Source organism: Acinetobacter sp. UBA3106, from assembly GCA_002365595.1.
In the GTDB taxonomy this organism is placed as follows: domain Bacteria; phylum Pseudomonadota; class Gammaproteobacteria; order Pseudomonadales; family Moraxellaceae; genus Acinetobacter.
Map to the genome: position 1 here is coordinate 212,656 of DFAM01000015.1, position 13,297 is coordinate 225,952.

A 13,297-nucleotide genomic window follows, 5' to 3' on the forward strand; every position below is an offset into this window, starting at 1 on the left:
TCCTCTTACGGTAATATATTCCTCATCTTATAGGAAGGAGGAACTACCGGTTTTAAATGAATATTGAAAAGTTCCCTTTCCTTTAAGGAGAAGTTTAGGGTGAGGTCAAGCTTTAATATGGAGCATAAAAAAGCGAGCCTAAGCTCGCTTTTTAAGGTTTATAGATTTTAAACTTGCTCAATATAAGGGTTTTCAAATCCAAGTTTGGCCAGAATCTGAATTTCCAAAGCTTCCATTTCCTCGGCATCTACATCTGAAGTTTCATGGTCATAGCCCATTAAATGTAAAGTGCCATGAACCAGCATATGGGTGAAATGTGTCAGCGGTGCTTTATTTTGCTCAGAAGCTTCACGAAGCACCACAGGAATACAAATCACCAAATCGCCAATCGGGAAGGCATCTAAATATTCAGCCATTTCATCTGGAATGTCGCTTGGAAAAGACAACACATTAGTGGGTTTATCTTTTTGACGATATTCCAGATTAAGCTTATGACTTTCGTCATTATCGACACAGGCAATGCCGATTTCGCAATTACTTTGTGTGCCGATATAACGTAAAGCTGTTTCTACAACTTTTTTAATGTAGGCACGTTTCAAGACCAGTTCAGGGGCTTGAAAGTCCTGTTGTAGGGAAAGACTAAGTTTCAAGATGAATCCTTATTTAAAGCTCACTGCTGTGCATCGGCAGCCGCATCATTTTCAGCAATTAATGCCTCCTGAAGCGCTTTACGTTCTGCCCGAGCTTCAGCACTTAAACGCTGTTGTTCACTGTCCCAACCTTCATAGGCTTCAACAATTTTTTGTACCAATTGATGACGCACCACATCGCGAGAGTGGAAACGGGTAATATGAATTTCCGGAATTTTATCAATCACACGTAAAGCGTGCGATAAACCTGATTGCTGACCACGCGGTAAATCGACCTGAGTGATGTCGCCAGTAATGACCGCACGAGAACCAAAGCCTAAACGGGTCAGGAACATTTTCATCTGTTCTGGGGTGGTATTTTGCGCTTCATCCAAAATCACGAAAGAATGGTTGAGAGTACGGCCACGCATATAGGCGAGGGGCGCAACTTCGATCACCTGACGTTCAATCAGTTTGGCGACTTTTTCAAAGCCCAGCATTTCATACAAAGCATCATAAAGCGGGCGCAAATACGGATCGATTTTCTGGCTTAAATCCCCTGGTAAGAAACCGAGTTTTTCACCGGCTTCCACCGCAGGACGAACCAGTAAGATGCGCTGGATTTCGTTACGTTCCAGCATATCTACTGCAGCAGCTACGGCAAGATAGGTTTTACCAGTACCTGCAGGACCAATACCAAAAGAAATGTCGCTTTGTAAAATACGTTGCACATAACGTTTTTGATTGGCACCGCGTGGATTGATACGACCTTTACGGGTTTGTAGCCACACTTCATCCAGACCAGTGTGTTCCTGGTGTGGATCGATTTGCAGTTCACGATCTGTCTGACTGCCCTGAATCATCAGATGCAGGGTGTCTGCGCTGACTTGCTGGCTGGTTTCAGTTTCTTCATGTAGACGCATCAAGAGGCTTTCGGCTCTCTCTACTGCATCAATTTCACCATCGATGTAAAAAGCATCACCTCGATGGGAAATTTTGACCTCTAAACGTTGTTCGATTTGTTTCAAATGACCGTTATAAGCACCCAGCATGCCCTTTAAACGCTCCATTGAAATACCAGGAAAAGTTACTGTACGTCGGATCGCTGCAGTCAAGAGTATTCCTTATAAAATGATCTGGCTGATCACCTTACATTACGCCACGTCAGGCTCAAGATTCAAGAGCTCACCGTAAACAAAATTCAAAGTTTTAATTTCGGTAATCTCAATTTCGGCGAAACGCCCAACCCATGCAGCATCGCCAATGAAAGAGACCAGACGAGTATTGTCCGCGCTACCAATCAACAGATTCGGATCTTTGTCGGAAACTTTTTCAATCAGAACACGTTGGATAGTGCCCAGCATGGCATCTGTTTTATCAATGCTTGAACGTTTAATCCATTGCTGAACTTTGGCCAGACGTTCTTTTTTCACATCTTCAGGCGTGTTGTCTTCAAGTTCCGATGCAGGTGTGCCCGGACGTTTTGAATAAATAAAGCTGTAAGAATGATCGAAATCGAGGTCTTGGATGAATTGATAAGTTTCTTCAAAGTTCTCATCGGTTTCGCCTGGGAAGCCAATAATAAAGTCTGAAGATAAATGCATGTCTGGACGGACGGCACGTAACTTTTTAATTTTCTCGATATAGACATCGATGGTGTGGTTACGTTTCATCGCCTGCAATACATCATTAGAACCGCTTTGTACCGGCAAGTGCAGGTGCGAAACCATTTGTGGCAAATCACGGTAGCACTGAATCAGGTCATCATTAAATTCAAGCGGATGTGAAGTGGTGTAACGTAAACGGCCAATGCCCGGAATTTCAGCCACCAAGCGCAGTAAGTCGGCAAAGGTACAGATATTGCCTTCAAACGTTTCACCGCGGTAACCATTGACGTTTTGACCTAAGAGCGAAATTTCACGCACGCCTTTTTCGGCTAGACCAGCAATTTCCGCAAGTACGTCATCTAAAGGACGCGATACTTCTTCACCACGAGTATAAGGCACCACACAGAAAGAGCAGTATTTTGAACAGCCTTCCATAATTGAAACAAACGCTTTGTAGCCTTCAACACGCGGTTCAGGTAAAAAGTCAAATTTCTCAATGTCGGGGAAGGAAATATCTACCAGCTTAATTTTTTCTTTCTTTGGTTTTTCAATCTGATCGTTATGCTGATCCAGCATCTGCGGCAAACGGTGCAAGGTTTGTGGGCCAAAGACCATATCCACATAAGGTGCACGTTTTTGAATGTTGTCACCTTCCTGAGAAGCCACGCAACCACCGACGCCAATCACCAGATCAGGATTTTTTTCTTTCAGTTTGCGCCAACGACCCAATTCGGAAAATACTTTCTCCTGAGCCTTTTCACGAATTGAACAGGTATTCATCAGCAGAATATCTGCATCACTCGGATCAGTGGTTAACACATAACCGTGTGAGTCGCCTAGAAGATCTGCCATACGATGACTGTCATACTCATTCATCTGACACCCTTGCGTTTCGATATACAGTTTTTTCACTGAACCGTCGGCTGGGGTGTGCTGTGGCTGGGTAACAGTGTTTTCTGAAGCAGCTTGGGCACTATTTGGAATGAAGGTTTGAACCGTCATGTAGGCTCCTAAAGGATAAATCGATGAAATTACAATTCAAGATGGACCCGGATAAGGTGAGCCAAGCGAGCAACATTTCCTTTTTATTTCAATATTTAATGCTATTGATAGGAAAAGTGAGGCTGGCTGTCATCTTAAAAAATTGCAATTCGAATACAAGAAAGGCGCATATTTTAGCAGGAATCGAAGAGAAACTTATAGTCATAAATAAAGCTAGAAGAATATTGATTTGTTAAGTAAAAATGAATGAAAATTAATATTGTCTAATCATAAGGTTACATAACAGAACAGTAGAGTAGTGTAATAATAATTAAACTATTCAAAAATGATTAGGTGCGACGTAAGGCAATACTAAATGACAGAAGGCAAGCATATGTTTAATCGGGTAATCAATAAAAAATATTATAAAGTGCTTGCTTTAGGTTTGGCATCAACCGGCTTTGCTTCAATTTCTCATGCGGCTGATGAACAATTTAATGATGCTTTACGGGCTGCAAATGCTGGAAACTTAGCTTTATTGCAACAATATCAGTCATCTATGCAAAATGATGTGCTGGGCTATTATCCGGAATATTGGGCATTGAATAACAATTTGGCCAATCAGCCTGCAAGTCAGATTATTAACTTTTCCCAGCGTTATCCGCAATCGGCAATGGCTGAAAAACTGGCTGCCGATTATGTCGAAGAAAAGGTCAAGCAGGCAGACTTTGCCACCGCGCAGCCCATTTTGCAGTATGTGACCAATCCGGATCAGGCGGAAAGTTGTGCAGTTGCTCAAGTTCGTGCTAAATCCGGTGATCCTTTGGTTTTTGCTGAATATAAGGATGTATGGCTGGCCACCAATTCACAACCTGAGTCGTGTACGGGTCTGGGCCGGATGATGCTGGCTAGCCCATTGATGACCGAACAAGACAGACAGCAGCGTCTGTGGGGACAGCTTCGCGCAGGTCAGTCAGGTTTGGCCTTGGCTACTGCGCAAACGCTTGGGGTGAACCTGTCACTTGCACAGCTTAATCAGATTCAGGCTAATCCTTTGAATTATTTATGGTCAGCACCTAAAACCACCAGTGCAGATCATGCTTATTTGATTTATGCCCTAGGTCGTCTGGCAGACAGTGACTTAAATACCGCGATGGCTTCGGTAAAAAATGCAGCGCAAGGTACGCCGTTACAAGTGCAAAAAGCGCTTTATCGTACCGTGGGCTATATTGGCGGGACCACGGTAATGAAAAATAATTTTAACCGTGAAGTGCTGAATTATCTGGATGTCAGTTACGGTTTGCCATTTAGTGCCGAGGAAGCGGAAATTTATGCCCGTCAGGCGATTCGTTTTAGTGCCTGGGAGAGCCTGATTCGAGCGATTGATACGATGAGTGTGAGCCAGAAACAGGAAGATCGCTGGCAGTACTGGTTGGCGCGGGCCTCGGAACAACGCGGCGACGCCAACTCTAAGCGTGTAGCGCAAGAAATTTTTAAAAAATTGGCACAGGGGGATGATTACCATAATCTCCTGGCCAAAGATAAGTTAGGGCAGAGTTACAATAATATTCCCACGAATGTTCAACCATCAAATAGTGATGTGCAGCGTTTAAGCCAGAATATTCATTTCAGCCGTGCTTTTGCCTTACGCCGTGTCAATGCACCAGATAATTATGTGAATCGTGAATGGAACTGGGCAGTACGTCAGGCTTATTTAAAACATGATGATGGCTTGTTACTTGCCGCTGCAAAACGTGCGACTGATATAGGCTGGTATGATCGGGCGATTTACGCTGCTGACCGTACTGAATCTAAACACAATTATTCTTATCGTTATGCCATGCCACATCAAAGCTATGTGGTTAGCCATAGTCGCAATGCTGGTATAGATCCTGCATGGGCCTATGGCTTGATGCGTCAGGAAAGTCGTTTTGTTACCCAAGCACGTTCACATGTGGGGGCAGGCGGGTTAATGCAAATTATGCCGGATACGGCAAAACTTGTGGCCCGCCAAATGGGTGAAACCTATAACCCTGCGGCTTTAACCGATATGAATACCAATATTCGTTATGGCACTTTTTATTTATCCATGATTCAGAGTCAGCTCAGCAATAGTCCTGTGCTGGCAACGGCTGGCTATAATGCCGGTCCAAACCGGGCACGTCGCTGGCAACCCGATGCTCAACCAATTGCTGCTGACCAATATACAGAAAGCATTCCTTTAACTGAAACACGGGATTATGTAAAACATGTGATGACCAATGCCACCCATTACGGCGTATTACTTGGGCAAGGGGCACAATCGATTGAGAAGCGGATGAATATAATTCCATTAAGAAATAATCCTTAAATTTTAATTTTATTAATAGGTTCGGTTTGTTGATGATATTTTTTGGGCAAACTTCAGTTTTAGCAAGATGGGCATTGTTCGGGGTGAGTGGTGCTGGACTAGGGCTGTTTGCACCTCAAATTTTTGCTGCTCCTTTGCAGGGCTATATCATGGTGGTGCAAATGACCCCTGCAGTATGTATGTTTGATGCCCAGAAAGCAAAACAGCGAAAATGTCTGGAAGGTTATTCGCTGAATATTTCCGGTCTGTATCCGGAAACATCTCAAACCGAGTGCAGGACTGCATCTTCTGCGAATTTATCTCCCTTGCAGGCGAAAGTCGTGGCCCGTGTCATGCCCGATGAAAATGCGCGCACGCAACTTTGGCACGGGATTGGGGGCTGTGTGCAGATGAACTCAAGTCAATATTTTCGCACCATCATTAACTATGCCGAACGTCTCAAAATTCCGACTGAACTCACCAGCCCTGAAACGCGAGTCATGTATCAGGCTAATCTTCGACAGCAATTTTTGCGTTTGAATCCAAGTCTACCGGCCAATGCAATTCGATTTAATTGTGTAACTTCGCAAGGAAATGCAGTTCTGACTGAAGTGAAACTTTGCTATAAGAATAACGGGCAGTACAAACGATGTTCAGTACAAGTAGAAAATACTTGTCCAAATGCATTTACAATAAAAGGTTCTTACTAAGCTTCTTTTTATATTTTATTTATATTTCCTATCAGACTTTTGTTGAAATTCATTTTCTTTTCAATGCATATCGAAAAAGATTGGAGTACAATCTTTCGCGTTTATGATTATTAGATTAAACATCGATTATTTAATCGCATTGACTATCCTCAATTGGAGATAATTACATGAAGCAACCTGTTCGCGTTGCCGTTACTGGCGCTGCTGGTCAAATTGGTTACAGCCTATTATTCCGTATTGCTAGCGGCGAAATGCTTGGTAAAGACCAACCCGTTATTTTGCAATTGTTAGAAGTTCCTTTTGAGAAAGCTCAACAAGCGCTTAAAGGCGTAATGATGGAACTTCAAGACTGCGCATTCCCACTTTTAGCGGACATGATCGGTACTGATGATCCTAAAGTTGCATTCAAAGATGCTGACTACGCGTTATTGGTTGGTTCACGTCCACGTGGTCCAGGTATGGAACGTGCTGACTTGCTTAAAGTAAACGGCGAAATCTTCATTGGTCAAGGCCAAGCATTGAACGAAGTTGCTAGCCGTGATGTTAAAGTGCTTGTAGTGGGTAACCCTGCAAATACAAATGCTTACATCGCTATGAAATCTGCTCCAGATCTTCCAGCGAAAAACTTCACAGCTATGTTACGTCTTGACCACAACCGTGCTGCATCTCAAATTGCTGCAAAAACTGGTAAAGCGGTTAAAGACATCAAACAACTTACAGTTTGGGGTAACCACTCTCCAACCATGTATGCTGACTACCGTTTTGCAACAATCAACGGCGAAAGCGTTAAAGACATGATCAACGATCAAGAGTGGAATGCAAACACATTCCTTCCGACTGTTGGCAAACGTGGTGCTGCGATCATCGAAGCACGTGGTCTTTCTTCTGCTGCTTCTGCTGCTAACGCTGCAATCGACCATATGCGCGATTGGGCTCTTGGTACAAACGGCGAATGGGTAACGATGGGTATTCCTTCTGACGGTTCTTACGGTATCCCTGAAGGCGTAATGTTCGGTTTCCCTGTTACAACTGAAAACGGTGAATACAAAATCGTTCAAGGTTTAGAAATCGACGAGTTCAGCCGTGAGCGTATCAACGTTACATTGAACGAACTTGAAGAAGAGCGCGCAGCGATTGCTGACATGCTTAAATAATTTAATCTTCTTAGATTAAGTTGAAAAAAAGCACTCCATTTGGGGTGCTTTTTTTATACCTATCACTTTAATTAAACAAAAAATAACATGCTGTGAAGGAGAGACAACTGAGTTTCGATGATGAGCCATCTAAGGTAGAAACAAGATTATAGATAAAAGATGGAGGTTCAGATGTTAGAGCAACGCGCCACCTTCGAACTTTTCTTTGAACAATTGGGTCTGGATTCGAGTCCGGAAGCGATTGACGAGTTTATTAGCACGCATCAAATTGGTATGGATGTGCCTTTACATAAAGCACCGTTCTGGAGCAAATCACAGCATGACTTTCTGATCAGTCACTGGAAGAAAGATGATGACTGGGCCATTTTTGTTGATGTGTTGAATGAACAATTACACATTGAGGCCGAGGGTTCAGGTTCCTGTGACGTACCAAGCCATAAATCAACCTAAGAATTCTAGTCTCAACACGCTCATAATTTAATACTACGATGGAGTCTATTTATGCTTACGGAACAACAGTTAACTTTAGAACTATTATTTGAACAATTGGGTTTGCCTGCAGATGAAGCTGCGATTGATCAGTTTGTTAAAGCTCACCAGTTACCTGCTGAAGTGATTTTGCCAGATGCAGACTTTTGGAGTGAAGGTCAAAGTGCCTTATTACGTGAGCACTGGCATCAAGATGATGAGTGGATTGTGGTTATTGACAAGCTGAATCAGCTGTTGCATGTGGAAAGCGATAAGCTTGCTGCACAATAAGTTTTAAAAAGATTAGGCCCTTTGAATAGGGTCTAATTTTTTACTACAAAAAAATACAACAAGCACGAGGTGAAAGCTGCGATTTGTGTGGCTATTCTTATACCTTGATAGCTTAATAATTATACAAGTTACCAAGGTGAACAGCATGTTTGATCAGCAACCCACCTTAGAACTTTTGTTTGAACAATTAGGACTCGACTCGAGCCAGGAAGCAATAGACCAGTTTATAGAAAATAATCAATTGACGATGGGTATCCCTTTGCATCACGCTCCGGTCTGGACCCAAGCACAACATGATTTTCTGATCACTCACTGGAAAAAAGATGATGAATGGGCAATAGTGGTGGATATCTTAAATGAGCAATTACATACTGAAGCTCATCTTTCCGCATCAACACATCACTAAACACAAATTGAAACAACAAACCTAGTTTAATCACTAGTTTTTTTTATCAATATCTTATAAGTTTAATGAATAAGAAATGACAATTAGGTTGATAAGGAGTGTGTATGCTCATGAATAATAACCCATCCTTTAAAATGTTATTTGAACAGCTTGGGCTTGCTTCTAGTCCTGCAGCGATTGAACTTTTTATTCGTACCCATCAATTACCTTCACAGCAGAACCTTCATGATGCTCCATTCTGGAATAAATCCCAGCGCGAGTTTTTAATTCGTTATTTAGTGGAAGATGCAGATGAGTGGGTCATGTTGATTGATGAGCTGAATCAACAATTACATATGAATGCTACGAAACTACGATCCGCTTAAATTTTAAGGCTAAATTTTTTATTGCTTATTTGCGCTTTAATTTTATTTGGGCACACAGGACAAGATAAGCAGGGAGTAGGCTGACGATTATTGCTGGGAAATAACAGTGAGGTCCTAAAGCTGGAGTCTTCACAGATTTAAATTAAACGCCTCATTGGAGGCGTTTTTTATGCTTTGATCTGCAATTAATGCAATTTACTTTTGACTAAATTCACAAACCAGTGGTGTTCACGGAATGGATGGAAGGCTGGATGCTGCTGTACCAGAATTAAATCAAAATCGGCAGTCTTACTGTATTTGGTGAGCCAATGTCGTGTTAATGCAGTTTCACTTTTGGCCGCAGAAGCATAGGCAAGGAAGAAATAAATATCACCGTACTGATCGTGAGTGATAGGTTTTAAGATTTGTTGGGTAATTAAGGCAAATCTTTGTTCCTTGGTGATCTCAAAATATAGCATGTAGGCTCTGGCTAAATGCGTAGATAAGTTGATATACAAACTCATCGGCATTTCTTCAAATTCAATCCGGCCCTGTTCAAGTAAAACCACAGCTTCTTGCAAGAAATGAATCTGTTCCTGACGTAGGGTGCTGAGTGTGACCAATTGCATACGTAAATCAGCACGTTCTAAAGCAAGTTTTGGCGTATTCCCTTGTAAATACAACTGATCAGTTTCGCCAATACGTTGAATAATCTGTTTGGTGTTTTCCCGCATCGGTTACATCCTCATCTGTCAATGATTGCTATATGAGGATGTTTTTCCATATTTAAAGCATGCTTGTCAAATTACCAAATGGAATTGTCAGTACGTAACCATGCCGTAATAGAAAGACGTTGATGCTTGGCCTTGAGTACTTCATGCAATAGATCACTTTGGAATAGGGCAATGCGGTTCGGTTTGGGCGGGATGATGTGCCACTGATCATTTTTGTCTTGCAGGCGAAGTTCACCGCCCCAGTCGTCTTGCCAGTCTTCATGCAGGTAATATACGGTAGAAATCACACGGCCATTTTTACCTTGCGGGTTATCACGGTGCAGGGCATAAAACTCACCGGCGTTATAACAGGCAAAATGTGCTTCGACTTCTCGAATGCCCAGGAAAAAGGCACGGTTCAGTTGTTCGCCCAGACTTTGCAGAGTTTTGATGTGCTGTTGGGCTTTTTCTAACTCTTCATGAATCCATAAAATATGGTCACTGCGAATTTTGCTGATGACCCCGTTTTGGATAGCTGCATCTCTAAACTGATTTAAATGAGATGTACATTCTTCAACTAAAGCATGAATATATTCTTGAGGATAAACATCATCAATAATGCTAAAGCCGCGCTGATCCAAATCTTCAATCATTTGATCAACATTGCATGATTTTGGAAGGTGAATTGCATCCATACAGATATACTCAAAACAGGATAGAAAAAAGCTGGCGTATTCTAGAGCAAGATATCCTGCGGAACGAAACATTTTTTCATGCTAAAATACCCGTTGATATCAGGAATTAAAGAAACATGAATTACCGTCACCATTTCCATGCAGGCAACTTTGCCGATGTCATGAAGCATGTGTTATTGCTGCAACTTTTAACACGTTTAAATGCCAAAGATAAACCTTATCGCTATATCGATACGCATGGTGGGGCAGGTAAATACGATTTATCGACTTCTGCAGCACAGAAATCAGGCGAGTTTTTAAACGGTATTCACCGTTTAATCAAGCTTGATGATTCAATTACCCGCAATGCTCCTGAAGGCGTAAAGCAATATCTTAAAATTGTGCAGGATATGCGTGAGGCTTCAGGCAAAGGTGCGTATCCAGGTTCACCGTGGTTTGCTTTGGAAGGCATGCGTAAAATCGATAAAGCCACGATTTTTGAAATGCAGCCTGAAGTTTTCCAGCAGCTGCGTTTTAATGTGCGTGACCGCCGTGCCGGCCTGCATGAACGTGATGCCTATGAAGGCTTACTGGGGGTGATTCCACCTAAAGAAAAGCGTGGTGTGGTGATGATTGATCCACCTTACGAATTGGAACGTAAAGATTTTCCACAATTGGTAGAATTGATGGTGGCTGCATACAAAAAATGGCCGACAGGTTGTTTTGCAGTATGGTATCCAATTAAAGACCGCGCCATGATTGATCGTTTTGAAAAGAAAATGATGAAAACCGGTATTCGCCGTCAATTAGTGTGTGAAATTTGCGTATGGCCAGATGACACTCCAGTCGGTCTGAATGGTTGTGGTTTACTTGTGATTAATCCACCGTGGAAATTTTCGGAAGATGCGGATGAAGCATTACAATGGTTGTTCCCGCATTTGCGTATGAGTGAAAATGGTGGGCATGCCGCTGTACGCTGGTTAGTTGGCGAATAAGAGATACGTTTCAAGAGATACGGTTACAGTTAGGATCGACAAAGAATGACAAGTATAAACAAACCTGAAAGTGAATCTTCTACACGTGATGAACATGGTTTTGATGGCATCACCTTCGAAGTGGAAGAAGAAGAGCATACCCAAGAGGGACAAAAGGTGAAGCGTCGTGGCATCTATCTGTGGCCGAATCTGATTACAACAGCAGCATTACTATCCGGCTTTTATTCTATTATTGCCAGTATGAATGGTGATTTCACTCAAGCCATTTATGCCATTTTTTTAGCGGCATTATTTGATGGACTGGATGGTCGGGTAGCGCGTGCAATTGGTGCCCAAAGCCCGTTTGGCGAGCAGTTCGATTCCTTGTCAGACTTGCTTGCTTTCGGGGTGGCGCCGGCTATTTTAATGTATAGCTGGTGTCTGCACGATTTGGGACGTATTGGATTAGCTGCCTGTTTCGTTTATACCGCTTGTGCGGCATTTCGTTTGGCACGCTTCAATGTGCAAATTGGTGTGGTCGATAAACGCTACTTTATTGGTGTTGCAAGTCCGTTGGCTGCGGTCATCATTATTACCCTGATTTGGGTAGGGCAGGATTTTCCAGAAATTTTCGCTGTACGTGAGCTGGGTATTCAGGTTTTTAATGCGGTGATTATTATTGCAGTAGGCTTGTTGATGATTTCCAATATCAAATATTATTCATTTAAAACATTTGATCGTAAACGGGTTCCATTTTTTGTGTTACCAATTGCGGTATTCATCTTTGCGGCAATTACTTATAATATTCCAGTCGGGATTCTGGTTATTTCCCTTATTTATGCACTGTCGGGTTTTGTAACCACTTTCCTGGCAAGAAAAACCGCCATATAAAAATGAGAACGCTATACTGAAAATAAAAAGGAGCAAGATATGCAGTTGTTTCAAGATTTGTTTGATCGCTCTAAACAACTCAATCAGGCTCCCCTTCAGTCATGCTTGGCCTATCATGCGCAAAAAGGTCGTTATAAAATCATCCATCAAGGTTTGATGATTCCTAATTTACCTGCACCGCTCCATTATCTTAATTTTATCAGTTTGATCGGGCAGCCGAATGCGGTAATGCTACGCAATGAAAGCGCCATCCAAACCACCGCTTTAGATACTGCAACTACCATTGCCAGTATTAGTCCACATATGGTGGGGCAATTGAATTCTTATTCGGTGAGTGAGGACTGTCACTTTACTAAAGCTTATTTTCAGTTCTCCGACCGGGAAACGATGAGCGGAACTTTCCCCCATTTTCGTCTACAGCGTAAAGATAAAGAGCTGAGTTTCGATTTATCAATTTGTACCAGCAATATTATTTCCTATTTTACCCAGTTGCGTATGGGGCTCGCAGACCACTGGTCTTTAATGTGCCAATGTGAAGGGCAGATCACTTATAAAGAACAAAAATTTGAAATTCAGCAAATGGGCTGTTTTGAATATGCACGCTCAATTAATTTCCCCTATTTGCCTTTAGCATTCTTTACCTATCAGGTGATTAATCTGGAAAATCAGCGCCAACTGCTTTTGGCTCAAATTCGAGATTCTTTCAATGGTATTTTGCAGTCACGTCTATATTTGCGAGATGGGAAAACAGGCATTTCACAAATGTTTGATCAGAATGTTCGCTTTAAAGTGCATCGAGTTTATCCTAAAGTGAAAACGCCGAATGGACAAAGCATGTATTTGCCACGTGAGTTTGAGTGGGGCTATGAAGGTAAAGATGGCACCTGCATTTCTATACAGGCGCAAAGCCGCGGAGATTTTAAATTTGGGTTGGCGGCTGGCTATGTGGGCAGTTTTAAATATCAAATCAGAATCAATCAACATGAAGAAACGGGTGAAAGTGGTTATTGTGAATATATCGATTGTCGCTCACTTATCTGGCAAGAAAAGAATAAACAAGAAAAAATGCGTGATGAATTAGCCAATCCTGTACCTTTTGCATGCAAAAAATAATAAAAAACACGTG

Annotated in this window: 15 protein-coding genes; 10 read left to right on the forward strand and 5 right to left on the reverse strand. The window is 42.2% G+C overall.

Going from position 1 to position 13,297, the window contains the following annotated elements; all coding sequences use genetic code 11:
• Window positions 1–167 precede the first annotated feature (167 nt).
• Genes ybeY through miaB form a run of 3 tightly spaced genes read right to left on the reverse strand, consistent with a single transcriptional unit; the run spans window position 168 to window position 3,238 of the window.
• On the reverse strand, window positions 168–650 hold the full coding sequence (gene ybeY / locus B4C48_RS07870; protein WP_291355227.1) for an rRNA maturation RNase YbeY: 483 nt from the start codon (window positions 648–650) through the stop codon (window positions 168–170).
• 20 nt (window positions 651–670) lie between these two features.
• A complete protein-coding gene (locus B4C48_RS07875) occupies window positions 671–1,744 on the reverse strand; it encodes a PhoH family protein (protein ID WP_291355229.1) in 1,074 nt (357 codons plus the stop codon).
• A 39-nt stretch (window positions 1,745–1,783) separates the two neighbouring features.
• Window positions 1,784–3,238 carry a tRNA (N6-isopentenyl adenosine(37)-C2)-methylthiotransferase MiaB gene (gene miaB / locus B4C48_RS07880; RefSeq protein WP_291355231.1) on the reverse strand — a complete coding sequence of 485 codons (1,455 nt, stop codon included), beginning with the start codon at window positions 3,236–3,238 and terminating at the stop codon, window positions 1,784–1,786.
• Between the two features lie 355 nt (window positions 3,239–3,593).
• Between miaB and B4C48_RS07885 the strand changes: the two genes are divergently transcribed.
• The 7 genes from B4C48_RS07885 to B4C48_RS07915 all read left to right on the forward strand — a co-directional run bounded on the left by B4C48_RS07885 (window position 3,594) and on the right by B4C48_RS07915 (window position 8,940).
• Entirely contained in the window at window positions 3,594–5,567 is a 1,974-nt protein-coding gene (locus B4C48_RS07885) for a lytic transglycosylase domain-containing protein (protein WP_291355233.1), read from the forward strand.
• A 32-nt stretch (window positions 5,568–5,599) separates the two neighbouring features.
• On the forward strand, window positions 5,600–6,256 hold the full coding sequence (locus B4C48_RS07890) for a ribonuclease T2 family protein (RefSeq protein WP_291355269.1): 657 nt from the start codon (window positions 5,600–5,602) through the stop codon (window positions 6,254–6,256).
• A gap of 167 nt (window positions 6,257–6,423) precedes the next feature.
• Window positions 6,424–7,410: a malate dehydrogenase gene (locus B4C48_RS07895; RefSeq protein WP_291355235.1), complete on the forward strand. Its 987-nt coding sequence runs from the start codon at window positions 6,424–6,426 to the stop codon at window positions 7,408–7,410.
• A 171-nt stretch (window positions 7,411–7,581) separates the two neighbouring features.
• Window positions 7,582–7,860 (forward strand): DUF2789 family protein, encoded by a 279-nt coding sequence (locus B4C48_RS07900; protein ID WP_253138812.1) that lies wholly within the window; start codon window positions 7,582–7,584, stop codon window positions 7,858–7,860.
• 51 nt (window positions 7,861–7,911) lie between these two features.
• Window positions 7,912–8,169 carry a DUF2789 family protein gene (locus B4C48_RS07905; RefSeq protein ID WP_291355238.1) on the forward strand — a complete coding sequence of 86 codons (258 nt, stop codon included), beginning with the start codon at window positions 7,912–7,914 and terminating at the stop codon, window positions 8,167–8,169.
• A 145-nt stretch (window positions 8,170–8,314) separates the two neighbouring features.
• Window positions 8,315–8,575 carry a DUF2789 family protein gene (locus B4C48_RS07910; protein WP_291355240.1) on the forward strand — a complete coding sequence of 87 codons (261 nt, stop codon included), beginning with the start codon at window positions 8,315–8,317 and terminating at the stop codon, window positions 8,573–8,575.
• A gap of 104 nt (window positions 8,576–8,679) precedes the next feature.
• Window positions 8,680–8,940 carry a DUF2789 family protein gene (locus tag B4C48_RS07915; protein WP_291355242.1) on the forward strand — a complete coding sequence of 87 codons (261 nt, stop codon included), beginning with the start codon at window positions 8,680–8,682 and terminating at the stop codon, window positions 8,938–8,940.
• 185 nt (window positions 8,941–9,125) lie between these two features.
• Here B4C48_RS07915 and B4C48_RS07920 read toward each other — a convergent pair whose 3' ends face one another.
• Window positions 9,126–9,653 carry a hypothetical protein gene (locus tag B4C48_RS07920; RefSeq protein WP_291355244.1) on the reverse strand — a complete coding sequence of 176 codons (528 nt, stop codon included), beginning with the start codon at window positions 9,651–9,653 and terminating at the stop codon, window positions 9,126–9,128.
• Between the two features lie 71 nt (window positions 9,654–9,724).
• A complete protein-coding gene (locus B4C48_RS07925) occupies window positions 9,725–10,327 on the reverse strand; it encodes a 2OG-Fe(II) oxygenase (protein ID WP_291355246.1) in 603 nt (200 codons plus the stop codon).
• A gap of 116 nt (window positions 10,328–10,443) precedes the next feature.
• On the opposite strand from B4C48_RS07925, the gene B4C48_RS07930 reads away from it, so the two are divergent.
• The 3 genes from B4C48_RS07930 to B4C48_RS07940 are packed head-to-tail and all read left to right on the forward strand — an operon-like array spanning window position 10,444 to window position 13,284.
• On the forward strand, window positions 10,444–11,301 hold the full coding sequence (locus B4C48_RS07930) for a 23S rRNA (adenine(2030)-N(6))-methyltransferase RlmJ (RefSeq protein ID WP_291355248.1): 858 nt from the start codon (window positions 10,444–10,446) through the stop codon (window positions 11,299–11,301).
• Between the two features lie 45 nt (window positions 11,302–11,346).
• A complete protein-coding gene (pssA, locus tag B4C48_RS07935; protein WP_291355250.1) occupies window positions 11,347–12,171 on the forward strand; it encodes a CDP-diacylglycerol--serine O-phosphatidyltransferase in 825 nt (274 codons plus the stop codon).
• 39 nt (window positions 12,172–12,210) lie between these two features.
• A complete protein-coding gene (locus tag B4C48_RS07940) occupies window positions 12,211–13,284 on the forward strand; it encodes a DUF6670 family protein (protein ID WP_291355252.1) in 1,074 nt (357 codons plus the stop codon).
• The last annotated feature ends 13 nt before the right edge of the window (window positions 13,285–13,297 follow it).

Bases quoted from the DNA above. Each gene is read 5' to 3' on its own strand.
- B4C48_RS07910 (WP_291355240.1), top strand. From the start codon at position 8,315: ATGTTTGATCAGCAACCCACCTTAGAACTTTTGTTTGAACAATTAGGA.
- miaB (WP_291355231.1), bottom strand. From the start codon at position 3,238: ATGACGGTTCAAACCTTCATTCCAAATAGTGCCCAAGCTGCTTCAGAA.
- B4C48_RS07890 (WP_291355269.1), top strand. From the start codon at position 5,600: ATGATATTTTTTGGGCAAACTTCAGTTTTAGCAAGATGGGCATTGTTC.
- pssA (WP_291355250.1), top strand. From the start codon at position 11,347: ATGACAAGTATAAACAAACCTGAAAGTGAATCTTCTACACGTGATGAA.
- B4C48_RS07920 (WP_291355244.1), bottom strand. From the start codon at position 9,653: ATGCGGGAAAACACCAAACAGATTATTCAACGTATTGGCGAAACTGAT.
- B4C48_RS07925 (WP_291355246.1), bottom strand. From the start codon at position 10,327: ATGGATGCAATTCACCTTCCAAAATCATGCAATGTTGATCAAATGATT.
- B4C48_RS07885 (WP_291355233.1), top strand. From the start codon at position 3,594: ATGACAGAAGGCAAGCATATGTTTAATCGGGTAATCAATAAAAAATAT.
- B4C48_RS07905 (WP_291355238.1), top strand. From the start codon at position 7,912: ATGCTTACGGAACAACAGTTAACTTTAGAACTATTATTTGAACAATTG.
- B4C48_RS07895 (WP_291355235.1), top strand. From the start codon at position 6,424: ATGAAGCAACCTGTTCGCGTTGCCGTTACTGGCGCTGCTGGTCAAATT.
- B4C48_RS07940 (WP_291355252.1), top strand. From the start codon at position 12,211: ATGCAGTTGTTTCAAGATTTGTTTGATCGCTCTAAACAACTCAATCAG.
- B4C48_RS07915 (WP_291355242.1), top strand. From the start codon at position 8,680: ATGCTCATGAATAATAACCCATCCTTTAAAATGTTATTTGAACAGCTT.
- B4C48_RS07900 (WP_253138812.1), top strand. From the start codon at position 7,582: ATGTTAGAGCAACGCGCCACCTTCGAACTTTTCTTTGAACAATTGGGT.
- B4C48_RS07930 (WP_291355248.1), top strand. From the start codon at position 10,444: ATGAATTACCGTCACCATTTCCATGCAGGCAACTTTGCCGATGTCATG.